Genomic DNA, 24615 nt, shown 5'->3' with positions numbered 1-24615 from the left:
TTAAATAATTATAAGGAGATACAGATGAAACTTGGCCTTAAAAGTCTTTTGACTATCGTTACAGCGGCTTCCGCTCTAGTTCTCGCTGGCTGCGGTGATAAAGAAGTAGACCTAAACAAAGTGAAAGTTGGCGTTATTGCTGGCGCTGAAGCACAAGTGGCAGAAGTGGCAGCCAAAATTGCAAAAGAGAAATACAACTTAGATGTTGAACTAGTGACGTTCACTGACTATGTGACACCAAACGCAGCACTGGATGACGGTTCTGTTGATGCCAATGCATTCCAACACAAGCCATACCTAGACAAGCAAATGGAAGACCGTGGTTACAAACTGGCTATCGCGGGTAACACCTTCGTCTACCCAATTGCTGGTTACTCAAAGCAAGTAAAATCTGTTGATGAAATTCAAGATGGTGCACGTATCGCGGTACCTAACGATCCAACAAACCTAGGCCGCTCTTTGCTGCTACTTGAGCAACAAGGTCTGATTGAATTACGTGAAGGTGCTGGTCTACAAGCAACCGTACGCGATATCGTTGCAAACCCTAAAAACATCGAAATCATTGAGCTTGAAGCACCACAACTGCCACGTTCACTGGATGATGTAACGCTATCAATCATCAACACTACGTACGCAAGCTCAATTGATCTTTCTCCAGAGCGTGATGGCGTATTCGTCGAAGATAAAGAGTCTCCATACGTGAACCTTATCGTTGCTCGTGAAGAAAACGTTAACGCTGAAAACGTACAAAACTTCGTAAAAGCTTACCAAACGGAAGAAGTTTACGAAGCAGCCAAAGAGCTATTCAAAGGCGGCGTAGTGAAAGGTTGGTAATCCAACTCGGCTAACAAAGCGCAAAATAAAAGGGCTGATGTGAACACATCAGCCCTTTTCCATTTTGTGGGTGGTTCAAAATAGACTTCAGCTAGATAAACCTACCAAGTACTATTTAATATGATCCCAAGAAATGTTCGATACGATTCTGCAGTCATCACACTTAAAATGAAAAATATCATGCATTGGCTCTTCCAGTAACCAGTCTCCACCACACTTCGGGCACTTACGTGCTTTTTCACTCTCTAAAGACTGGCCGCCCACACGGTATTGATAGTAATAGGTTGGAATTTTCGTGATGTACTCAATACGTCCTCGTAAATCCCATCCTCGGCGGAAAAGCACACTGTCGGCATCGCAAATCTCATGTAACGCCGCGTGCTCTGCTCGACAGCCTCCCGCCATTTGCAGTTCATCACATGCCTGCCATTCGGTTTGCCACTTCACCACCGCTTTGTGATCGCCATTTAAGGTCGGCTCATTGCGGTATAACGGAATCGGCAGCAAGGTGTCGCCACTTCGTAGCGGTGAGCAAGTATGAACATACGTCGTGTACAGTACCTGCCAACTAGGTTGCTCATCCTCAGCGGCCTGTTCTGAATTTAAGTCTCGGCCAAGCAAACGCATTTTTGGCGCAAGTAATGACGCTTCGGACAAACGATTCATGCACACTTTGACAAAATCGGAATGATAACGCGGATGCAAACTGTCTTGCTCAGGGCAAACTACACGAACAAAAAACTCACCATCCCCCATCACGATAGGGAACTCTCGCCCCAGTACCTGACCGTTATAACGCAACGCATCCATTAAACCGTTGATGGCTTTATCAACCGCACTTACGGTCGTGTTATCGAAACATTCAAACTGTAATTCAACGACATACATGCTTATACTACGACCTCGAGATTATTAAGAAACTCACTGACGTTATTTGCCAACACATCGCGTTGAGACGTACCTAGACGCTCCAAAATTACGTTCCCGGTCAGGTTGCAGATAGACACCACATCTAACTCGGCATCGGTTGCGGCAATAAATACTGTAGGCTTCAGCTTGAGACGACGTTGAGTGACCAAATGACCCAGAATATTTTCTTGCAGACGATCAAAGTCATCATCACTCCACACCTGAAGTAACGTTAGAGGGTTTCCATCCCAAGCCGCTTCCATATCCGCACTGTATTGAAAGCCATAAAAGTCTTTAATGTCATCATGCAGCGCCAGTTCAATAGCGTTTTCAACATTGGTAAAGTCCGCCATTTCTTCACGAGGAAATGCTTTCCACAATACCACCCCGTCACGTCGTTCTTCGACACATGGAGAAACAAGTTCAGCAAGCTCTTCACTGCGTGGCAATTCTTGGTGGGCATTTTGCCAAGCTTGTTGGTAGCGCAGGCTGAAATCTTGTAGTGCCTGAGTCACGGTTTGGGTCATGAAGGTCTCCTCATCTAGATAGCAATTAGTCAGCGGATTCAGTAAAATTCTCGCCATTCTAATCGAAAACGACCACAAAGTATGAGCAAATATTCAGACGCGAAAGAGCTAGCTGGCCTAACCCTCGGTAAAAAAACCGAATACTCGAACCAATATGATGCTAGCTTGTTGCAACCAGTACCTCGCAGCCTAAACCGTGACGACCTACAGTTAGGCGATGAGCTGCCATTTGTTGGTCACGACATCTGGACGCTTTACGAGTTATCTTGGCTCAACAGTAAAGGGTTACCTCAAGTCGCGGTAGGGGAAGTCTACATTCCGGCAACCAGTGCGAACTTAATTGAATCGAAATCCTTTAAGCTGTATCTCAACAGCTATAATCAAACCCACTTTGCTAGCTGGGAAGCCGTGGCTGATCGCCTGACGCAAGATCTATCTGAATGTGCCGGTGAGCAAGTGTTTGTGGAAGTGAACCCTGTCACCCATTATACCAACCAACCGATAGTAACAATGGCTGGTGAGTGCATTGACGATCAAGATATCAACATCACTAATTATGAATTTGACCCGACACTACTCGAAGGTGCTGCTGGCAAAGCGCATGTCGAAGAGTCACTTCACAGTCACCTATTAAAGTCTAATTGTTTGATTACCAATCAGCCGGACTGGGGCAGCGTGGAAATTCACTACCAAGGCGCGAAAATTGACCGCGAGAAACTGTTGCGATACATCGTCTCGTTCCGTGAGCACAATGAGTTTCATGAACAATGTGTCGAGCGTATTTTTACCGACCTAATGAAGTATTGCCAACCAAGCAAGTTAACCGTATTTGCCCGATATACACGTCGTGGCGGTTTAGACATCAACCCTTACCGCTCAACAGAGCAAGACAAACCCACGCATAATCATCGCATGGCTCGTCAGTAAGCGGCTGTTAAGTCCAGCAATCAATTGGATTGCTGGACGTTTTTATTTCCTAGGCATGGTATTATATCGATTCATTTTAACGGTGTGCACGACAGTAATGCTCATCGCAAGGTGTATGTTCAACTCACTCAAGATAACTTGAGAAGTCAGCCAGATCTCAACCAGTTCGAGGGAACGAAAGGATGTTTTGCGACAGTTCGCGTTTATTAAAGCTTATTGGTTTATGTTGTGTGTTGCTAACACACCCCCTTCACGCGACCATTTTATCGACCTCTTTGCTGAAAGAAGCACAGCAACTGACAGAAATAGAGCCCGCGCAAGCCAAACAACTGGCGAAAAACTACCTCGACCAACGTGAGTTGTATAAACCGAACGACAGTGATAACCCATCAGCGATGTCTCGCGAGGAGACCGACCGAAACATTCGCACACCGAGCAGCACCATTGAAGCGTATCAAATTATCGCGCAAGCCAACTACAAGCTAGGCAACGTACGTGCTGCGATTGAAATCCTTGATGATGCCCAAAACCTCGCCACCCAATATCAATTGTCGTATATGGAGTTAGATGTCCAATTGATGCGCAATCAAATGGTTTGGATGTATGACAAAAACTATGACAAAGCAGAAGATAGACTCAACCAAATTGAAAAATCGCTCGACGAGCCTGAGGTCATGTTACCGAGAGAAGAAAATGTTCGCTATAGCCTTACGATGCAACGTGCATTGCTGGAATCGCATCGTGGTGATGTAACTAAGGCTGAGCAGCTGTACGCTCAAGCGAAAAAGCAACTAGAAACCAATCGCTCTGATGCTACGCTCATTGATTATTACACCACGGTTGGGCAGTTTTATCTTACAAACAAAAAATACAATCCAGCCTTGACCGAGCTTCTTTATGGTTACTGGCTATCTATAGAAGCAGACAGTGGGGCCAGACTGGCAAAAGTTAATCGTTTACTGGCAAGATTGTTTCAGGAGCGCCGAGTCTACGATAAAGCCATCGAATATTTATCGCAGGCAGCGGACTTTTACGATAGTTACCCTAACTCTCCGATTCTTGCAGACTCCCTTGAAAAAATGGGCGATATTTATTACTACCAAGGCAAATACAACCTTGCATTGGTGCATTACTTCAATGTGCTCGATCATGAGAGCACCAGCAAATATTTAGAACGAATGATCAAGATTCGTCTTAGTCTCGCCGCCACCTACCTTCAGCTCTATAACTATACTCTTGCTGAGCAATACTTGGATCGCGCGACAGAGTTGCTTGAATACGCAAGTTTGCCAAGCCTAGAAGCTCGAGCTGCCCTACTTCGTTCGGGTCTGGCCTATCATAAAAATGACAGCAAAGGCGTGATAGAGCATGCCAATAATGCTTTAGAGTTCGTTGGTCAATCGCAGCCTCAGGATAACTTTACCAAGCAACAATCCTATCTCTATTTAGCGCTTGGTTACGAGCAAGCAAACGACTATAAATCGTCCCTTGATGCCTATAAAAAGTACACCCATTTGGTCAAACTTGAGCAGGCACAGCTCAACCAAATAAGTGAAGACGCATTCCGTCAACAGAAAGAATTTGCTGAGCAAAAGATTCACTATGTAGGTCAGTCAGAACGCCTGAAACAAGTGGAGACCGAACATCGTAAATTTCAGAAGATTTCTTTTGCTCTGTTTATTACCGTACTGGTGATGTTTTTGTTCATCATGCGTCGTGGTGTCGTGATGCAACGCCAAACGAGTCAAATAGAAAAGCTGCGTAATGACCTATTTACTCATTCTCGTTCACGTCTAAACAATCTACGCATGCTCAATGTGAAACTGTCTCGTTCATTGAAAAAATCAAGTGATACCTTTGAACAGTGGCAGATCGGAGAGTTGATTCATGAACCCCTTAATGACCGCTTACGCTTTGTCATGATCGATTTGCCGTTTTTACGCAGTATGTACGTTCAAAACGGGTATAAAGCAGGGTTAGAGTTAGAGCGCGCTTTTGGGGAATTCATGGCAGAAAAAATCCAAAAACCTGCGCGTTTATACCACTTCTCAGATGCAAATTTATTGTACATAGAGCCAAACTCTGATCGTGATGCCCCCGCTGAGGAAATGTTCGATAAATTCCAAACTTGGGTCGACGAGTTTGCACAGCAGCATGATATCAATCGCGTCATCCGTATCGGGATCAGCGATTACCCATTCTTGCCACGTGCTTATACCGCAATCAATGACGAAGAGTTGCTCGATTTACTTCTTCTCGCGACACACATTGCACGTGAAATAAGTCTAAAAACGAAGCAAAGTCACTGGGTTTTCTTAAAGGCTATAGAAAATGCACCAGCGGCGAGCTTTGCAACAGGGGACATAAGAACGGCATGCCGACATGCTATTGCCCAAGGCCTGATAAAAATTCATTCGTCTTACAAGAATGAGGAAGACATCAAGAATATCTTAAAAAGTGGATAATTAACGTCGCCATACGATGAATAACTAATGACGCTATCATGTTTTTTGTTATTATCGAATTCATAGTAGTCGTAAATGGATTTAATCGTCGTCACTCAATATGGGTATTTTAAAGTCCGATATACAATCACAGCTTCATCAACTGAGTTGTCAACTAGACGAGCTCAGGTTGACGCACCGTGATAGTTCGCTCAAATTTAGAAGAGAGCAACAGGTTCTAAAGCGCATCGTGGCTTCTCTGTCTTCAGCTTGCCAAGGATCAAATCCGCAGGTATCTCAATACTTGCTTGAAATCCAACATGATCTAAAGCGTAAAACGGATATCAGCACGCTTATTCCACGCTTAGCCGTATTGGAAAGAATGCTCAAGCAACAATCCCAAACGACACAAAAACAGCACAGCTATCTTAACGAACAAATCAAATGCAGTGGCGAGACTCTACAACGGATTACGGGTTTACCCGCTCAGCTTAAGCGCGAATTACGTCACTTATTGAACCTATCTGATTCCCTTTCAGGGAAGCAAGCCGATCAAGCAACAAAACTGCTTAGTATTTATGAGCGCGCAATTAAGATCATCACTTCAAATTCCCGCCTACAGCTGAATGAGTTTGAAAATGATCCAGATAAGTCGCAGCTTGAACATTTGATTAGCGACCTTCAACACACCATTACCGAGTTAGATTTCGAAGGAGAGTCTGGAGATAAACTGCTCGACATTCGAGCTAAACTCTTGCTTAGTGTTAATGCGGAGTCACTCATTGAGCTGACCCTATCCACGCTCAGACTCGTCGTAGAGGCAACAAAAGAGGAACGTAAAGCCTCCGGTCAGTTTTTAGATCAGTTGAATTCGGCCTTAGCGAGCAATCTGAAAACGGTCCATCAAAACGTCGACCAACATCATAGCTATTTTGAGCATCGGCAAGAGATAAACTCAGAAATGAACAATTTGCTCGAACGAGCACAAGAATCGCTTAATCAAACTAAAGGGGTAGATGAGCTCAAACAAGATGTTGCCCCACTCTTAGCTCAAATGGCCTCACTTTCTGAACGCTTGCAAATGACGCAAGAGCGTGAGCAAGCACTTCAAGAACGCTTGATATACAGTAAAAATCAATTAGAAGCCGTATTTGAAAGCACTCAGGACTACCGCCGCCGCTTGGATGACCAAGCACAGCGTATGTTGCTCGATCCTCTAACCAAAGTGTACAACCGCACCGCTTTTAACGATCGCTTAGAACTAGAATACCGCCGCTGGGTTCGCTCACAAAACAATCTGCGTGTGGTTTTGTTTGATGTCGATCGTTTCAAGATGATCAATGATAGCTACGGCTATAGTGCCGGAGATAAAGCACTCAAAATCATTGCACGTAACATTAACAAATGCGCGGCTAAAACTGAAACTGTTGCCCGCTTTAGCGGTGAAGAGTTTATCCTCCTCATTCCGGAACAGACAGAAGAATACACGTTAGATCTGATAAAGAAAATACAACATAATATCAGCCAGCTACCGTTCAAATTTCGTGAACAGAATATCGTCATAACTTTAACAGCGGTATCCACGTCGTTCAAAGAAGCCGACTCCCCCGCACTAGTGATAGACCGACTTGGTCAAATGCTCAATGATGCTAAAAGTCGCGGTAAAAACCAACTCAGTTGGAGTTAACAGCACGTTCTAACTCGGTCAGTGTTACCAAAAGCGCTCAAATAACAACCAAACAGCAACGTTATTCTATTCATCCAGTTTATAATCAACGTCTTATCACATATTACTGCTTTCATTCTGCTAAGCTGTAACTATTCGTGTGATGAAAACACCTCTACATAGTGATAACCAATACCATACTAACGGAACCACTCGATCACTCAGTGAAGTCAGCACTTTCCCCCAAATAAGAACAATCATAAGGAGGCGCTATGATTACCCATATCAGCCCCAAAGGAAGCATGGACTTGCTATCCCAGCTAGAAGTTGAACGCTTAAAGAAAACAGCCTCTAGCGATATTTATCAGCTTTATCGCAACTGTACCTTAGCGGTATTAAACTCCGGCAGTCACACCGACAACTCGAAAGAACTCCTAGACCGTCACCAATCATTTGATGTCGAAGTCGTCAGGCGAGAACGTGGTATTAAGCTGGAACTGACAGACCCACCAGAGCATGCTTTCGTTGATGGAAAAATCATCAAAGGGATTCAGGAGCACTTGTTTTCGGTCTTGCGGGACATTGTGTATGTCAATATGCACTTGGCAGACAGCCAGCGTTTAAACCTCACCAACCCAATTCACATCACCAACTTAGTGTTCGGTATTCTGCGTAATGCAAGAGCCCTGACGCCAGGTATTGCGCCTAACCTTGTGGTGTGCTGGGGTGGTCACTCGATTAACGCGGTTGAATACCAATACACCCGTGAAGTCGGTAACGAGTTGGGATTAAGGGAGCTGAACATTTGTACTGGTTGCGGTCCTGGTGCGATGGAAGGACCAATGAAGGGAGCGGCAATAGGTCACGCCAAACAGCGCTATACTCAACAACGATACCTAGGGCTTACGGAACCATCGATCATCGCTGCTGAGCCACCCAACCCGATCGTCAACGAACTGGTTATCATGCCGGACATCGAAAAGCGCTTAGAAGCGTTTGTACGAATGGCGCACGGTATCGTCATCTTCCCTGGTGGGCCTGGCACTGCGGAGGAACTCCTGTATTTACTCGGTATTATGATGCATCCAGACAACGCCGAACAGCCAATGCCAATTGTATTGACCGGCCCAAAAGAAAGCGAAGAATACTTCCGATCCATTGATGAATTTATTCGTGATACTCTCGGTGAAGAAGGGCAAAAACACTATCAAATAATTATCGATAATCCCGCAGAAGTGGCGCGAATAATGAAGCGTTCAATGGAAGATGTTCGCCAGTACCGCAAAGAAAAAGGCGACGCATACAGCTTTAATTGGTCACTAAAAATTGAGCCTGAGTTCCAGTTACCATTTACGCCAAATCATGACTCTATGGAACAACTGGATCTCAACCTAGGCCAAGCACCTCAAGTACTGGCTGCAAACTTGCGTCAAGCCTTCTCAGGCATTGTCGCAGGGAACGTTAAAGCAGAAGGCATTCGTGAAATCGAGTCTCGCGGGCCATTTACGATTCATGGTGATCCCGTCTTAATGAAGAAACTCGACAAATTATTACAGGATTTTGTCGTCCAACACCGAATGAAGCTACCGGGTGGATCTGAGTATGAACCTTGTTATCGCATTGCTCATCCAGAAATTGAAGGTCGATAGTCACGCTAGCATTCGTTACACTAGGGGCATTACGCCCCTTTTTTATTGCTAAGTCATTATGTCTATTCATCTTGTTATTATCGATGCGCTAAACCTGATCCGCAGAGTACACTCTGCTCAGCCCGATCCTACCGACATAGCAAGAACCATTACCACAACCCAAAGAACGCTCTCTCGCATCCTGTCAGAAGCTAACCCGACGCATATCATTGCTGTGTTTGATCATCACGAGCAAGACAGAGGTTGGCGCGCAGATCTGCTTCCTGACTACAAACAAAACCGTAAGCCAATGCCAGAGCCGTTATTACAAGGTTTAGATAGTATTCAGCAAGCATGGTGGGAACAAGGCATTGACTCATTATTGTCCGATGGTGACGAAGCCGATGATCTGGTCGCGACATTGGCAACCAAAGTGGCCAGTCACGGAGAAAAAGTGACTATCGTCTCTACTGATAAAGGTTACTGTCAGCTGTTATCTCCTACGCTTCAAATCCGAGACTACTTTCAACATCGCTGGTTAGATGAGCCATTTATCGACAAAGAGTTTGGCGTAAAACCGAGTCAACTGGCAGATTATTGGGGATTAACCGGTATCAGCTCTAGTCAGGTACCCGGTGTACCAGGAGTTGGACCGAAGGCAGCAAAAGAGATACTGACTCAGTTTGAAGATATTGAAACCGCTTACGCAAGCAATGAGTTAGCCTCAAAGTACCGCAAAAAATTGGACGAGCACATCGAATCGGCAAGGTTATGTAAGCAGGTGGCCGCACTCAAGTGCGATATCGAACTCGGTTTTAATCTGCAAGATATTCGTTTTACCGGGCCGAACAAGGTGGAGTAGCGAGGCGTATTTGGAAAAGATATGGCGATTGATATCGTCGTATCTCCAGTGTCACGTCCAATAAATGAAAAAGCGCCAGTATGTGCCGGCGCTTTTTACATGATTTGTGTTTCAACCAATCAGTGCGGAGAGATATTCGACAAACACTGAATATGGATCGTGATCTCTTCACGGTCATGATATAAGTGCTTAGCTTGCAACTTGAATTTGACTTTGTTTTCAATCAGAAACAGTTTCAAGTTCTCTAGATCTTGCAGCACTTCGTCGTAGCGACCTTTCATTGGCAACTTGAGATTAAATATTGCTTCTTTTGCCCACCCTTTGAGCAACCATTGGCCCATCAAGTGCGCCACACGTGCAGGCTTTTCCACCATATCACAAACGATCCAAGTTACATTCTTACGGTCAGGTTCAAACTTGAACCCGTCAACCATATGGTGCTTAATCTGGCCCGTTTCCATCAAGCTGTCTGCCATCATTCCGTTATCGACGCAATGAACAAACATCGAGCGCTTCACCAATTGGTAAGTCCAGCCACCAGGACACGCCCCCAAATCCACTCCCCACATTCCAGGCGCCAAACGCTCGTCCCACTCTTCACGTGGAATAAACACATGGAACGCTTCTTCCAGCTTTAATGTTGAACGACTTGGCGCATCCGCTGGAAACTTCAAGCGTGGTATGCCCATAAAAAACTGTGAGTTGTTGTCTGAGTACGAATAACCAACATAACAGTGACCCGGTGCAACGAAGCAAATGTGCAGCACAGGCTTTTTCGCGTTGTCTTTATTCCACATCAACCCTTTACCACGCAATGCTTGTCTCATCGGTACGGTAAACTTGCGGCAGAATTTCAGTAGCTCTTTTGCTTCGTTAGTGTCAGGCGTTTCGATACGCAAATCCCCACAGCGAGGGAAAGCGTCAATATCCGCTAACTCAGTAAGGATCGGGCTAATGCGATCTTCACTTGGTAACGATACGAATTCAGCGGCCACGGCAAACATCTGACGAGCGAAGATCAAAGACTGAAAGTCCAACTCTCTTGCCAATTTGTCTGCATCTCCATCTTGATAACATTCAAAGACAACGTATCCGGCGTTTTTCTTAACACGCGGGAAGCCGAACACTTCCAGTTGCGTCGCTTTGTCCTGAATTTCACCAGCACACTCTTTCTCGAAGCCAGAACGGCAATAGAGCATCAGTTGTTTCACTTGGAGACCTCTTTGATATTAAACGCAGCAAAAAAGAACAGACACCAGCCGATCATAAACATAAATCCGCCCATCGGAGTGATAGGACCAAACCACTTGATGCCCGTTAGCGCCAGCGCGTAGAGACTGCCGCTAAAACAAAAGATGCCGATGATAAAGCAAATCGCTGCGATGAAAAAATACTTTTGCGCCTTTTGTTCTAAATTCATTAGCAACAAAAGCCCACAAAATGCGATCGCTAAAGTATGGATGAATTGATACAACACACCGGTCTTAAATACCTCAAGCAAGTACGGCGACAACATGGCTTTTAATCCATGAGCGGCAAACGCACCAAGCGCAACCGAGATGACACCAGATAAACCGGTAAAGGAGAGTAACCACTTACTTTTCACTGTATACCTCGTTAATAAATTCCGCTAAACACTCAACCGCCAGAGTAAGATTTTCCGCTTCAGTAAACCCTGAGCGCTTACGTGGTTTAAAGCTATGGTCACCATCCGGTAAAAAAGTCACGCGAATATGATCCGACAAAGCAAACTCATCGAATTCTTCCTGCTTACCAAATGTGTCGCGCTCACCCTGCAAAATCAGAGTAGGTTTATTTATTATCGCTAGATGTTCACCTTTGTAATTTTCTGGCTTACCAGGAGGATGAAAGGGATAACCTAAACAAGCAACACCTGCGACCAATTCATGGTCGGCTAACAAGCTTGCCATACGCCCTCCCATGGATTTACCACCAATAACAATAGGTTTATCCGTAAAGTGAGTGATCACTTCTTTGTAGGCTTCAAGCAGTTTAGGCGCGCGATCCGGTGGGCGTTTTTTACCATCCTCAGCCCGTTTAATCATATAAGGAAAGTTAAAACGTACGACACGAATTCCCTGCTCGACCAATCCCTTGGCAACAGCTGCCATAAAGTTATGCTCCATGTCCGCTCCTGCGCCATGAGCGAAAATAAACAGCGGTCCGTTCTCGGGGCCTTCCACTAACCAATCACTCATCTAACACTTCCTCTTGCTCTTTTCTTGCAGTGGCTACCATCCAATCACGGAAGGTGGCGATACGGCCCATGTCTGCCTGTTGTTCATGACAAACGACATAAAAAGCGTTTTTCGAAATCAACACCTCATCAAATGGAGCGATAAGTCGCCCCGCCTCCATTTCCGGCTTAGCAAGCACGTTATTCCCCAACGCTACGCCTTGTCCATGCGCTGCTGCTTGCAACACCATGGTTGAGTGACTGAAAATGGGGCCATGATTGACATTAATACCTTCAATGTTGTTCTGACGAGCAAACTGTTTCCAGTCTTTCCTTGAGGTATCATGTAGCAAAGTATGCAACCTTAGATCACTTAGAGATTCTAATGGTTTGTTACCTAAAAGTAACGAAGGTGAACAAAGCGGGATCAAAAACTCTTGGTAAAGTTTTTCCGATCGCAAACCTGGCCAATTACCACGCCCATAGTAAATGGCGACATCGACGTCATCCGTCAGAGAGCCTTCATCCATATCCACCGCTTTGATACGAACATCAATATCTGGCTCTTGCGCATTAAAGTCTGCCAAACGAGGCACCAACCATTGGATAGCAAAACTAGGTGGCAAACTGATGGTCAGCGCCCCTTTTTCACTGCGTTCCAACACCTTATCCGTTGCTTCTGCTATTGAAGTAAAAATATCTTTGATGTCCAGAAAGTAGCTTTGCCCCTCTTCCGTTAACAATAAAGAACGGTTTCTGCGACGGAAAAGTTTAAGTGACAAAAACTCTTCCAACGCTTTAATTTGATGACTAACCGCCGCTTGAGTTACAAATAACTCCTCAGCAGCACGGGTAAAACTAAGGTGGCGAGCAGCAGCTTCAAACACACGAAGTGAATTCAAAGGCGGTAATCTGCGAGACATATGGGACCCCAAATAAGATTAGTTTTTTTTATCTGAAACATTATAAAATGTCCATTGTCGAACAGCCAGATAAATTCTATATTTCCCCCCGCAACGCGAGCCAGAACGGCTTGGTTTCTTTTGGAATCAATTGGCTTTGTCGTTGCGATGTTGTGTTTGCAAACTCGTATTTCGAGTTAGGTAGTTTTCTACCGAAGTGTTTTGTCTACTATCCCAAAGACAAAACAGATACTTCCTGTATTTATTTTGACCTGTCTGTCAAATTTCTTGCACCGCCTTTTAGGCGGTGTTTTTTTATGCGTCAAAAAGCCTCAGCAAACAAAAAAGCGCAAATTGAATGTTCAATTTGCGCTTTTTCATTTCAACCAATCTAGGGGAAGATCAATCTGTCAATGTTTAAGGACGGTACACTTTCACATTGTTGAAGCCTTGCTCTTGCAAGTACAGCGCTTGCAAACGGCTCATGACACCACGGTCACAATACAACAGATACGTCTTAGACTGCTCTAAATCACCGAACTGTGTTCCCAGTTTGTAGAAAGGAATGTGTTTCACTTCCACACCGTCAATAACTAACGGGTTGTCATCTTCCTCTTCTGGGCTACGGATATCGAGGACAACCGCATGCTCCTCAACCGCTTGTACCTGCTCGACTTCTGGTGCCGCTTTCTCAGACTCTTTAGCAATATCACGAATGTCCATCACGCGAGCTTCTTTCACCACATTGTCTAAGATGCTGAAATCAAATTTCTCTTCTTCTGCTTCTAGCTTCGCTTTTACTGCTTTCACTGTTGGCTTTTTAGAAATCACACCACAGTACTCTGGCATGGTCTTAGCAAAGTCTTCAGTACCAATCTCGCGTGCTAGGTTGATGATGTCTTCTTTATCCCAGTTAATCAGAGGGCGAAGAATCAGCGTGTCTGTCACGTTATCAATATGACGTAGGTTAGTCAGCGTTTGGCTAGAAACTTGACCAAGCGCCTCACCCGTCACCAAGGCTTCAATCTTGAACTTCTCAGCCACCATTCCAGCAGCACGCATGAACATACGCTTCAAGATAACGCCCATTTGCCCATCATCAACTTTCTCTAAAATTTCAGCGACCACTGGTTCGAAATCTACCGAGATAAAACGCACTTTCGCTGAGGAACCGTATTTGTTCCATAGATAGTAAGAGACTTGCTTAACACCGATTTCGTGAGCAGGACCGCCAAGGTTAAAGAAACAGTAATGGACTTTTGAGCCGCGCTTAATGTGTAAGTAGCTTGATACACCAGAATCAAATCCACCAGAAATCAGACTGAGTAAATCTTCTTGGGTTCCTAGAGGAAAACCACCCAAACCTTTGTGACGCGATAGTACTTGGTTGAGCTTGTCACCAGAAACTTCGACTTTAACCGTCACATCAGGGTTGTGTAGTTTTACGCTTGCGCTTTCTACGGCCTGATTAAGACCACCACCAACATAACGTTCAAGCTCGATCGAGGTGAAGTCATGCTTTCCACGACGCTTAGCTCGAACCACGAAGGTTTTGTTTTCAATTAATGGACGGCTGAGTTCCAGAACTTGCTCGTAGATGTCGTGTAAATCTTTGAACTCTGACTGCTTAACTTCCAAAACATGGTGAATACCAGGTGTATGGGTTAAGACTTCTAAAACTTCAGCGTGGTATTCGTTACTTTCTGAGGTCACTTCAATGTGATCGCGACGGTTAAATACCGCCACAGATTCCGTGCGATTTTTGATGATATTACGAATGTTACACTCTAAAATCTTTGTGAAGCGCTTACGCACAGATTCACTTTTTACAAAAATTTCTGGATGGGGCTTTACAATAAATTTCATAGTCTAATTCGCAGGTTAGTTTCGCAATCAACAAGAAATGAACTCACAAAACGATATTATATCAATCGAAGCACACGCGAAATGGATACTCAGATCCATACGATGTGATGAGCTCACTTTTAGGGCGCAAGATTATACACCCAAGCGGGTTGGAAAGACAAAAAAAGCGAGCAGTTTGCTCGCTTAATAAATGTACACCACGAGTAAAAGCCGCTTACTCACTGAATTACAGGCACTTCATCGCTATAGAGCGGTTCACCTTGCATGATACTGATTTCCACACGTCGGTTTAACGCACGGTTCTCGTCTGAGTCGTTAGGTAACAGAGGTTCAGTGTCCGCCATCCCTCGCACACGTAAACGCTGATGTGAAAAACCTCTGACCTTCTCCATCTCTTGAGCGACGGATACCGCTCGTTGAGAAGAAAGATCCCAGTTAGAACGGTAGAGCTCCGAGTCTAGTGGCCGATTGTCTGTATGACCAGAGATACGAATAATACCAGGAACGTCTTTGACTAACTCCGCTATCTGCCTAACGAGAGGACGAAATTTAGGCTGTAAAAACGCAGAACCTTCCGGAAAGGCGCCTTTCTCACGCATACGAATCACTATCTGTTGCCCTAGGTTTTCTACTTCAATGGCGCCTTGCTCAATCTCTCGTTCCAAAGCCTTCTTGATGCTTTCCATCAAGGTTTCCATCTCTTGTGACGCTTCCTGAGACTGAGATGATGTTTCGGACTGCTGCTGTTGCCTATCCGATTCTGAAGACTGATTATTGCGGGTAGACGTATCAGGTGACTGACCTCCAGTGAGTTTCCCTTCATCTCGCTGGGTACCACCAGCACGATCGGACTCCCCTTCATGAAACTCCAACGTTTGTTGGGTGATGTCCATAGTCTGCTGCATGATGACATCGATGGGTGTCGGCTCAGGTCTTCCCGGTCTAAATTCTTGCGCGATAATGCTGGTGCCTTTGGGGATATCCTTCACTTCAAGTTGGTTTTGCACACCAAACGCGAATTTCATCGATCCCGCGATCTGCTTGAACTTAAGGACATCCATCTCTGAAAATGACAGCAACAAAACAAAGAAACACATCAACAGTGACATTAGGTCAGCAAACGTGCCCATCCACAGCGGGAGACCAGGCGGCGGACAATCACATTTGTTGTCTTCATCATCCATTTTAACTCTCCCGGCTACTCATCAATTTCCAGTGCACGTTTACCCTCATTGAGGTAGTTTTTGAGATAACTATCAATCACACGTGGGTTTTGACCATCCTGAATGGCCAAAACACCGTCCATAATCAAGCGGCGATTAAGCGTCTCTTGATCCCGGCGCAGAGACAATTTATCAGCAATAGGAAAGAACACCATATTCGACAAAATCGCACCATATAACGTGGTTAACAGCGCAACAGCCATTGCAGGACCTATCGATTTTGGATCGTCCATATTCGACAACATTGCCACCAAACCAACTAGGGTACCAATCATTCCCATCGCTGGAGCAACGTCACCAAATGCGCGGAAAACCCCCGTTCCTTGCGTGTGTCGTTCATCCGTGAGAGCGATATCTTTTTGCAAAGCGGCGCGCACAACGTCGGCGTCATGCCCATCAACTAACAGATCAATGCCCTTTTGCATAAAGTTATTGGTGATTTCCATTTCCTCTAATGCAAGAAAACCACCTTTACGTGCGGCGTCAGCCATTTCGACAATTTTAGCAATCAAATCTTCAGGTTCGTCCGACTTAAACATAAAAGCTTTACCTGCGATTTTTGTCGCACCAAAGAACTGCCCTATCGTAAACTTCATTAACACGACAAAGGTTGAGCCACCTACAACAATAAGGATTGAGGTCACATCAACAAACATACCAATGCTACCGCCTAATATCATCGCCATGATGACAAAGGCAAAACCACCAATCAAACCTAATAGGGTTGCTAAATCCACAAAGCACTCCTCACGCTAAAATCCAATATTGCCACTTAAGACGAATTATCAACTGTATCGGCCACAAACACAGAATTTTTAGGAAAAACTTAGTAAACCGATCACAAATACGATCAGACACACTTCTCTAATTTCTCACTATTCGCCTTTCTCGGGTATTTAGAGCCAATTTTGTGACAATTTTATGAGGTTAAATTTGACCAAGTTACTAGGCTAGGGTAACTTTCGTGCATCCTATAAAAGGCGAATTTAAGGCAGAGAAGAGATGGCGGTCAAGAAACCTGAAAACATGACCTTCGAAGCAACCATTGAAGAGCTCGATAGCGTCGTAGAACAATTAGAGAACGGGGATCTTGCCCTCGATGATGCCCTACGTAAGTTTGAACGTGGCATTGCTCTCGCACGAGCAGGTCAAACCAAGTTAAGCGATGCGGAACAACGTGTCAGCATTCTACTTAGTGAAGATGACGAGGCGCCGTTAAGTGACTTCACCCCAGATTCAGAGTAACAATCAGTAGTGAGCAATGTGATGCAACAGACATTGACGTCTTTTCAACAAAGAAACAATCATCAATTGAATTTATGGTTAGAACAGCTCCCATATCAAGAGCAGCCATTGATTCAAGCAATGAAGTATGGGCTTTTGTTAGGCGGTAAGCGCGTTCGCCCTTATCTCGTTTACATCACAGGTCAAATGCTTGGTTGTGAGGCGGAAGATTTAGATACCCCAGCTGCTGCTATCGAATGCATTCACGCCTACTCGCTCATCCATGATGATCTGCCTGCAATGGATGATGACGAGCTGCGACGAGGTCAGTTAACGTGTCATATTAAGTTTGACGAAGCGACGGCTATACTGACTGGTGATGCCCTGCAAACGCTCGCGTTTACAATCATTGCCGATGGCAAACTGAGTTCATACGCTGAACCTCAGCGAATCAAAATGATCAAAGCTTTAGCGGACGCCTCTGGCGCCAATGGCATGTGTGTTGGACAAGCGCTCGATTTAGCTGCGGAAAACCGTCAAATATCTTTGCACGAGATGGAAGAAATCCATCGCAAAAAAACAGGCGCTCTGATCGACTGCGCCGTCAAACTCGGAGCCCTCGCCGCTGGTGAAAAAGGCCTTGAGGTTTTACCTCAGCTAGAACGCTACTCAAAAGCAATTGGTTTAGCGTTTCAGGTTCAAGACGACATTCTTGATATCATTAGTGACACAGAAACACTAGGTAAGCCGCAAGGTTCAGACCTTGAGTTGAACAAAAGCACTTACCCATCTTTACTGGGTTTAGATGGAGCGATTGAGAAAGCTCACACTCTACTGCAGGAAGCACTTCAAGCATTGGAAGCTATCCCATACAATACCCAGTTACTAGAAGAGTTCGCCCGATATGTCATCGAGCGCAAGAACTAACACTATAAGCGCGCAATTATATGACTCTTGATATTTCAAAATACCCAACGCTGGCCTTAGCAAATACTCCGGAAGAGTTGCGTCTACTTCCAAAAGAAACATTACCAACGCTGTGTGATGAGCTTCGAACGTATCTGCTAAATTCAGTTAGCCAGTCTAGCGGACACTTAGCGTCTGGCTTAGGCACCGTAGAGTTAACGGTCGCTCTGCATTACGTTTATAACACACCAATTGACCAATTGATCTGGGATGTGGGTCATCAGGCTTATCCACATAAAATCCTAACCGGACGGCGTGATAAGATGCCGACCATCCGCCAAAAAGATGGGTTACACCCCTTCCCTTGGCGTGAAGAAAGTGAATATGACACGCTCTCCGTTGGTCACTCTTCTACGTCGATCAGTGCTGGACTTGGTATGGCCATTAGTGCACAACAAGAAGGAAAAGGCCGCAAGGTTGTCAGTGTGATCGGCGATGGCGCAATTACCGCGGGCATGGCTTTTGAAGCGATGAACCATGCTGGTGACATTCATCCTGACATGTTGGTGATCTTAAACGACAACGAAATGTCGATTTCAGAAAACGTTGGCGCGCTGAACAATCATTTAGCCAAAGTCCTGTCAGGCAGCCTTTATACTTCCATTCGTGAAGGGGGCAAAAAAGTGCTCTCGGGCGTACCGCCAATCAAAGAGTTGGTACGTCGTACGGAAGAGCACCTTAAAGGCATGGTGGTGCCAGGCACTCTGTTTGAAGAGTTCGGTTTCAATTACATTGGCCCAATTGATGGACACGATGTGAATGAACTGGTCAAAACGCTGAAAAATATGCGTGAACTGAAAGGTCCACAATTTCTGCATATCATGACTAAAAAAGGCAAAGGTTATGAGCCAGCAGAGAAAGATCCTATTGGTTATCATGGTGTACCGAAATTTGATCCAAGCCATAACTGCCTTCCAAAGAGCAGCGGTGGCAAGCCGACCTTTTCAAAAATCTTTGGTGATTTCTTATGTGATATGGCCTCTCAAGATCCTAAACTGATGGCTATCACGCCCGCCATGCGCGAAGGATCTGGCATGGTTCGATTTTCAAAAGAATACCCAGAGCAATACTTTGATGTTGCTATTGCAGAGCAACATGCAGTGACACTCGCCACCGGCATGGCGATTGCGGGTAACCACCCGATCGTCGCTATCTACTCAACGTTCTTGCAGCGTGGCTACGATCAGTTAATCCATGACATTGCAATTATGAACTTACCAGTGATGTTCGCAATAGATCGAGCAGGACTTGTTGGTGCAGACGGTCAAACGCACCAAGGTGCCTTTGACTTGAGCTTTATGCGCTGCATTCCAAACATGGTGATCATGGCGCCAAGTGACGAAAACGAGTGCCGTCAGATGCTCTACACAGGCCACAAACATACCGGGCCAAGTGCCGTGCGTTACCCACGCGGCAGTGGCATGGGGACAGAGGTTAACAACGAATTTTCTGCACTTGAAATCGGTAAAGGTCGAATCTTACGTGAAGGCAAAAAAGTCGCCATTCTAAACTTTGGTACGTTCTTAGCTAACGCGTTAGAAGCGGCAGAAAAACTCAATGCGACCGTGGCAGACATGCGTTTTGTCAAACCACTGGACGAAGCCCTTATTCGTCAGCTGGCTGCGGAGCATGATGTGCTTATCACGTTAGAAGAAAACGTCGTTGCTGGCGGTGCAGGTGCTGGCGTGGTGGAGTTCATGATGAAAGATAAAATCATCATGCCAGTACTCAACCTCGGTTTACCAGACGCCTTTATTCCTCAAGGCACACAAGAAGAGCTGCACGAAGAGCTTGGCCTAGATGCGAAAGGAATCGAAGCGGCTATCACAGATTACTTGAACAAGTAAAAACACCGATAAAATATAAACAAGGGATGCGTCAGCATCCCTTTTTTGTATTCGTTATTGCTCGCATGATGCCAACCTGAAGAGAGCTATTTCATCCAGCCAGCATAGTGGGCGACCAAATACAGGACAACGCCAGCCATAATACCTGCGACGATATCATCAACCATGATCCCTAACCCACCATGAATTCGCTTATCCAACCATCCAATCGGCCAAGGCTTCACCATGTCGAAAAAGCGAAACAAGATAAATCCTGTAAGTAACCACTTCCACTCAGTGATAGGGATATTCAGCGCAGGAACAATACCCATGGTGATCCAAAAACCAGCGAACTCATCCCACACAATCGAACCGTGGTCATGGACGCCCATATCATCAGACGTCACCTGGCAGATCTTAATGCCAACAACACATGAGATCAGAACGACAACCACATACGCAGCAAAAGGCAACTGCGCCAAGAGTAAAAAGAAAGGAACCGCCGCTAACGTGCCCATGGTTCCCGGAATGAGTGGCGATAAACCACTACCAAAGCCGGTGGCCAATAAATGCCATGGATTTTTTAATGAAAGCAGATAAAGAGGGTTCGTCATATTGTTAAACCTATTCTACGGGTTTGGCTTCGATGTTACTGGAAGTGGTCAAAACCACTCAGGTCCCAATCGAGAGGTTGATGATTATCATGCAGCTCAAACGTACCATTCGGCCTAATTTGACCGATGCAGGTGACTTTACACCCAATATGAGACAGTGCACTTTGTAGTGATCCACGATTTTGTTCCGAGACCGTAAAACACAACTCATACTCTTCACCGCTGGATAAAGCGTATTGCTGCGCACTCACCTTATCATCTAAAAACTGAGCAAGCTCCGAAGAGATAGGCAATTGCGAGACATCAATACTGACACCAACTTGCGAGCGTTGCAAAATATGCTTTATATCAGAAATAAGTCCATCTGAGATATCTATCGCTGATGATGCAAGACCAACTAATGCCTGTCCAGCCAATACTCGAGGCGTACTAAGGTAATGAGCTTTTTCTAACGCTTCAGCCCCAACTCGGTGACGCAGTGCGTCATCAAGAATAACATCTAACCCCGCTTTCGCATCACCCAGATTTCCTGTCACATACACCCAATCCCCCACATTTGCGCCGGATCGTTGCAGTGCTTTTCCTTCTGCGACAAAGCCTTGCACCGTGAGTGTTAAGCTCAACGGGCCTTTCGTCGTATCGCCACCAATTAACTGGATACCAAAATAATCGGCGAGCGCAAAAAAGGCATCACAAAAAGGCGCTAACCACGCTTCATCAGGCTCCGGCATTGTTAAAGCAAAACTGACCCAAGCAGGCGTCGCCCCCATGGCAGCCAAATCACTAATGTTCGAAGCCAATGCTTTGTGGGCAACCCAAGCAGGGTTGGCGTGCGGTAGAAAATGAGTACCAGCCACTAATGTATCAGTGCTAATTGCTATCTGAACATTCGCTGGGGCTTTGACCAGAGCACAGTCATCCCCTCCGGCTAGGTGAACATCTTTGCGTTGGTTTTGACGACCAACAAAATACTTCTCAATCAGGTTAAATTCACCAGACATCATGACATCTATCTTATTGACATAAAAAAGGTCAGCGTATGCTGACCTTTTTATAAAAGAATTTGTTATTTCTTGCGAACGTGAGGTGCGGCTTTATCAAGCACACCATTTACAAACTTGTGGCTATCTTCAGCTGCAAATACTTTTGCAAGTTCAATCGCTTCATTGATAACAACTTTGTAAGGAACATCTTCGCGACGCGTCATCTCGTACATAGCAAGACGAAGAAGGGCGAGTTCCATCATATCTAGGTCCTGCATCGGACGGGAAGTATATGGACGGATTTTACTATCTAGTTCAGCGTGGCTAAGAACAACACCGCCTAGTAGTTCACGAAAATACTCTACGTCAGTTTCTGGCGCAGTAAGCGCTGGTTCTGATGCGTGAAGATCTTCTTCATCGTATTTGTCACCAGACAAAAACTGTTGTTCGATCGTGGCAACATTCTCTTTGGTAATTTGCCATGAATAGATCGCTTGTAGAGCGAATTGACGTGCATTACGACGTGCGGCTGGTTTCACACTGGCCCCCATTAGGAATCAATTTCAGATAGTACATTAATCATTTCAAGTGCGCTTAGTGCAGCCTCCGCACCTTTATTACCAGCCTTGGTTCCTGCGCGTTCAATCGCTTGATCGATCGTATCAACAGTCAAAACACCAAATGCAACTGGAATACTGAATTCCATAGACACTTGCGCTAGACCTTTATTCATTTCACTACAAACATAGTCAAAGTGAGGCGTACCGCCGCGAATAACTGAACCCAAAGATACAATCGCATCAAATTTGCCAGTTTTAGCAACACGTTGAGCAACAAGAGGCAGCTCGACGGCACCTGGGCAACGTACAACAGTAATGTTGTCTTCGCTTACTTGTCCGTGACGTTTTAGTGTATCGATCGCACCAGAAAGTAGGCTTTCGTTAATAAAACTATTGAAACGAGAAATAACGATAGCAATTTTTGCATTTGGCGCTGGGAAGCCACCCTCGATCACTTTCATAAGCTTTCCTTTAACTCTATTTATAAGTGAAATATTTTCTTCAAGTGAGAATCGCCGGATTCTAGCACAAATTTGTGAGCAATATCTAATAGAAATTAGCGTCCCTAACCCTTTACGGCATGAACGACATAAAGACTAAAAACTTTACGCTCAACGCTTATTCGCAAACGTACTCAACGACGTTCAGACCAAAACCACCTAAGGCGTGGTATTTCTTATTGGTCGACGAGAGCAAACGCATATCATTCACGCCAAGATCAGCAAGAATCTGAGAGCCAACCCCAACCCGACGCGACGTTCCCTGCTTTTTAGCAAGAGTTGGAGCCTCTCCTTTGTCTTGCGCTTCAAACATTTTGACGCGATGGATCAGCAGTTCAGTGGAGTCTTCATGCCCAAGTACCACTAACACCCCACCTTCTTCACCAATACGTTTCATTGCTTTGTCCAGCGTCCAACTGCGCTCTGCGTTACGGTCACTGCGCAATAAGTCAGTAAATACATCTTGGAGATGGACACGTACCAGCGGCGCATCGCCTTTGAGGTCGCCGCGGCACATTGCATAGTGCACTTGATTATCGATCGTATCTTTGTACGTAACCAAGTTAAACTCACCAAACTCAGTCGGTAACTTACATTCAGCCACTCGCTCAATGGTCGTTTCAGTGTTATTTCGGTATTCGATTAAATCGGCAATCGTACCCAATTTAATACCGTGCTTTTCAGCAAAGACTTCGAGATCTGGTCGACGAGCCATACTGCCATCATCGTTTAAAATTTCGACGATTACAGAAGCGGGCTCAAAGCCAGCTAGACGAGCTAAGTCACACCCGGCTTCCGTATGGCCCGCGCGTGTTAATACTCCACCCTCTTGTGCTGCTAATGGGAAGATATGGCCAGGTTGAACCAAATCCGCCGCTTTGGCATCCGGAGCAACAGCCGCTTGGACAGTGCGAGCTCGGTCAGCAGCAGAGATACCCGTTGTCACGCCTTCAGCAGCCTCAATCGATACAGTAAAATTCGTGGTGTACTGAGCATTGTTGTCTTGCACCATCGGTGGCAAACCCAGTTTTTCACAACGCTCTTTGGACATGGTCAGGCAGATCAAACCTCGCCCATGGGTCGCCATAAAGTTGATCGCTTCCGGCGTAATATGCTCGGCAGCCATGATCAAGTCACCTTCATTCTCTCGGTCTTCATCATCCATCAAGATGACCATTTTACCTAAGCGAATATCGTCAATAATTTCTTGTGGTGTACTGATTGGCATATTCTGTTTCCCGTTTTTAAATTTATTATTACACACTGGTCGTGACTGAGTAGGATCCCAACATGTTGAGCGGTTTAAGCAAACCCGTTTTTCTGCAAGAATTCCATAGTGATACGCGATTCTGATTTTTCTTCTTGCTGTCCTTGAAGCAATCGCTCCATATAGCGAGCGAGCACATCCACTTCTAAGTTCACTTTACGACCCACTTGGAATTGATCGATCGTTGTCTCTTCACTCGTGTGAGGCACAATGGTGAGCTTAAACGCATTCTTGCGCAGATCGTTCACGGTCAAGCTAATGCCATCCACCGTTATCGAGCCTTTTCCTGCAACGTACTTGCTAATTTCTGCTGGCATCGCAACCCAAAACTCTATCGCACGCCCAACCTGATTGCGTTCAATAATTTCACCAACGCCATCGACGTGTCCAGATACGATATGACCACCAAAACGTGTCGTCGGTAACATGGCTTTTTCTAGGTTAACCTTCTCCCCTACCTGATATTGTGCAAAACCCGTCATTTTCAGTGTTTCTAACGACAAATCGGCACTGTAGTAGTTGGGACCAAAGTCGATGACCGTTAAACACACACCGTTGGTCGCAATACTGTCACCGAGCTTAACGTCAGACATATCCAACGTCCCCGTTTCTACCGTTACGGTGATGTCTTCACCTTTTGGGGTAATCGCAGTAAGTTTACCTACTGCTTCAACAATTCCTGTAAACATA

The 24615-nt window shown here is 45.3% G+C and carries 24 protein-coding genes; 9 read left to right on the top strand and 15 right to left on the bottom strand.

All coding sequences use genetic code 11. The features are described 5' to 3' along the window. The first annotated feature begins 24 nt into the window (after positions 1–24). Complete coding sequence (locus ONE56_RS03190) at positions 25–834, top strand: MetQ/NlpA family lipoprotein (RefSeq protein WP_041155378.1); 810 nt, start codon at positions 25–27, stop codon at positions 832–834. A 111-nt stretch (positions 835–945) separates the two neighbouring features. Here the strand turns inward: ONE56_RS03190 and ONE56_RS03185 are convergent, their stop codons facing one another. Both ONE56_RS03185 and syd read right to left on the bottom strand, forming a co-directional pair. Next, positions 946–1722 (bottom strand): Zn-ribbon-containing protein, encoded by a 777-nt coding sequence (locus tag ONE56_RS03185; RefSeq protein WP_041155377.1) that lies wholly within the window; start codon positions 1720–1722, stop codon positions 946–948. A gap of 2 nt (positions 1723–1724) precedes the next feature. Beyond that, positions 1725–2270 carry a SecY-interacting protein gene (syd, locus tag ONE56_RS03180; RefSeq protein WP_041155376.1) on the bottom strand — a complete coding sequence of 182 codons (546 nt, stop codon included), beginning with the start codon at positions 2268–2270 and terminating at the stop codon, positions 1725–1727. An 81-nt stretch (positions 2271–2351) separates the two neighbouring features. Between syd and queF the strand changes: the two genes are divergently transcribed. The 5 genes from queF (at position 2352) to xni (ending at position 9797) form a co-directional block, all read left to right on the top strand. After that, positions 2352–3197 (top strand): NADPH-dependent 7-cyano-7-deazaguanine reductase QueF, encoded by an 846-nt coding sequence (queF, locus tag ONE56_RS03175; RefSeq protein ID WP_041155375.1) that lies wholly within the window; start codon positions 2352–2354, stop codon positions 3195–3197. A 182-nt stretch (positions 3198–3379) separates the two neighbouring features. After that, entirely contained in the window at positions 3380–5662 is a 2283-nt protein-coding gene (locus tag ONE56_RS03170; RefSeq protein WP_041155374.1) for a tetratricopeptide repeat protein, read from the top strand. Between the two features lie 100 nt (positions 5663–5762). Beyond that, positions 5763–7328: a diguanylate cyclase domain-containing protein gene (locus tag ONE56_RS03165; protein ID WP_423840221.1), complete on the top strand. Its 1566-nt coding sequence runs from the start codon at positions 5763–5765 to the stop codon at positions 7326–7328. Positions 7329–7579: 251 nt separating this feature from the next. Next, positions 7580–8956, top strand: coding sequence for a nucleotide 5'-monophosphate nucleosidase PpnN (gene ppnN, locus ONE56_RS03160; protein ID WP_423840220.1), 1377 nt, complete (start codon positions 7580–7582; stop codon positions 8954–8956). Positions 8957–9014: 58 nt separating this feature from the next. Beyond that, on the top strand, positions 9015–9797 hold the full coding sequence (gene xni, locus ONE56_RS03155) for a flap endonuclease Xni (RefSeq protein ID WP_423840219.1): 783 nt from the start codon (positions 9015–9017) through the stop codon (positions 9795–9797). 119 nt (positions 9798–9916) lie between these two features. On the opposite strand, the gene rlmM is transcribed toward xni, so the two are convergent. From rlmM to pomA, 7 genes are all read right to left on the bottom strand, one after another. Beyond that, positions 9917–11008: a 23S rRNA (cytidine(2498)-2'-O)-methyltransferase RlmM gene (gene rlmM, locus ONE56_RS03150; RefSeq protein ID WP_041155372.1), complete on the bottom strand. Its 1092-nt coding sequence runs from the start codon at positions 11006–11008 to the stop codon at positions 9917–9919. Beyond that, positions 11005–11403, bottom strand: a complete 399-nt coding sequence (locus ONE56_RS03145) for a DUF423 domain-containing protein (RefSeq protein ID WP_041155371.1) — start codon at positions 11401–11403, stop codon at positions 11005–11007. The genes rlmM and ONE56_RS03145 overlap by 4 nt, the downstream gene beginning before the upstream one ends. Beyond that, complete coding sequence (locus ONE56_RS03140) at positions 11393–12016, bottom strand: alpha/beta family hydrolase (protein WP_423840218.1); 624 nt, start codon at positions 12014–12016, stop codon at positions 11393–11395. Before ONE56_RS03140 ends, ONE56_RS03145 begins: the two co-directional genes overlap by 11 nt. After that, on the bottom strand, positions 12009–12917 hold the full coding sequence (locus ONE56_RS03135; RefSeq protein WP_041155369.1) for a transcriptional regulator GcvA: 909 nt from the start codon (positions 12915–12917) through the stop codon (positions 12009–12011). Before ONE56_RS03135 ends, ONE56_RS03140 begins: the two co-directional genes overlap by 8 nt. A 396-nt stretch (positions 12918–13313) precedes the next feature. Next, a complete protein-coding gene (thiI, locus tag ONE56_RS03130) occupies positions 13314–14762 on the bottom strand; it encodes a tRNA uracil 4-sulfurtransferase ThiI (protein WP_041155368.1) in 1449 nt (482 codons plus the stop codon). 218 nt (positions 14763–14980) lie between these two features. Next, positions 14981–15946 carry a flagellar motor protein MotB gene (locus ONE56_RS03125; protein WP_041155367.1) on the bottom strand — a complete coding sequence of 322 codons (966 nt, stop codon included), beginning with the start codon at positions 15944–15946 and terminating at the stop codon, positions 14981–14983. 14 nt (positions 15947–15960) lie between these two features. Next, complete coding sequence (gene pomA, locus ONE56_RS03120) at positions 15961–16722, bottom strand: flagellar motor protein PomA (RefSeq protein WP_041155366.1); 762 nt, start codon at positions 16720–16722, stop codon at positions 15961–15963. Between the two features lie 265 nt (positions 16723–16987). On the opposite strand from pomA, the gene xseB reads away from it, so the two are divergent. From xseB to dxs, 3 genes are read left to right on the top strand one after another with little or no spacing between them, the layout of a single operon-like run. Further along, positions 16988–17230: an exodeoxyribonuclease VII small subunit gene (gene xseB / locus ONE56_RS03115; protein ID WP_041155365.1), complete on the top strand. Its 243-nt coding sequence runs from the start codon at positions 16988–16990 to the stop codon at positions 17228–17230. Positions 17231–17251: 21 nt separating this feature from the next. Next, positions 17252–18136 (top strand): (2E,6E)-farnesyl diphosphate synthase, encoded by an 885-nt coding sequence (gene ispA / locus ONE56_RS03110; protein ID WP_041155364.1) that lies wholly within the window; start codon positions 17252–17254, stop codon positions 18134–18136. A 20-nt stretch (positions 18137–18156) separates the two neighbouring features. Continuing rightward, positions 18157–20022, top strand: a complete 1866-nt coding sequence (gene dxs, locus ONE56_RS03105; protein WP_331437870.1) for a 1-deoxy-D-xylulose-5-phosphate synthase — start codon at positions 18157–18159, stop codon at positions 20020–20022. Positions 20023–20108: 86 nt separating this feature from the next. Here the strand turns inward: dxs and pgpA are convergent, their stop codons facing one another. From pgpA to ONE56_RS03075, 6 genes are all read right to left on the bottom strand, one after another. Continuing rightward, complete coding sequence (pgpA, locus tag ONE56_RS03100; RefSeq protein WP_041155362.1) at positions 20109–20615, bottom strand: phosphatidylglycerophosphatase A; 507 nt, start codon at positions 20613–20615, stop codon at positions 20109–20111. A 35-nt stretch (positions 20616–20650) separates the two neighbouring features. Next, positions 20651–21616: a thiamine-phosphate kinase gene (gene thiL / locus ONE56_RS03095; protein ID WP_331437890.1), complete on the bottom strand. Its 966-nt coding sequence runs from the start codon at positions 21614–21616 to the stop codon at positions 20651–20653. 65 nt (positions 21617–21681) lie between these two features. After that, positions 21682–22149, bottom strand: a complete 468-nt coding sequence (nusB, locus tag ONE56_RS03090) for a transcription antitermination factor NusB (protein WP_041155361.1) — start codon at positions 22147–22149, stop codon at positions 21682–21684. After that, positions 22149–22619: a 6,7-dimethyl-8-ribityllumazine synthase gene (gene ribE, locus ONE56_RS03085; protein WP_005381572.1), complete on the bottom strand. Its 471-nt coding sequence runs from the start codon at positions 22617–22619 to the stop codon at positions 22149–22151. Before ribE ends, nusB begins: the two co-directional genes overlap by 1 nt. Before the next feature lie 157 nt (positions 22620–22776). Beyond that, on the bottom strand, positions 22777–23886 hold the full coding sequence (gene ribBA / locus ONE56_RS03080; RefSeq protein WP_041155360.1) for a bifunctional 3,4-dihydroxy-2-butanone-4-phosphate synthase/GTP cyclohydrolase II: 1110 nt from the start codon (positions 23884–23886) through the stop codon (positions 22777–22779). Between the two features lie 74 nt (positions 23887–23960). Beyond that, a complete protein-coding gene (locus tag ONE56_RS03075) occupies positions 23961–24614 on the bottom strand; it encodes a riboflavin synthase (protein WP_331437869.1) in 654 nt (217 codons plus the stop codon). Position 24615: the final 1 nt, after the last annotated feature.

The organism is Vibrio mytili, from assembly GCF_049563345.1.
Lineage (GTDB): Bacteria > Pseudomonadota > Gammaproteobacteria > Enterobacterales > Vibrionaceae > Vibrio > Vibrio mytili.
This window is presented reverse-complemented; position numbering and strand designations above follow the sequence as displayed.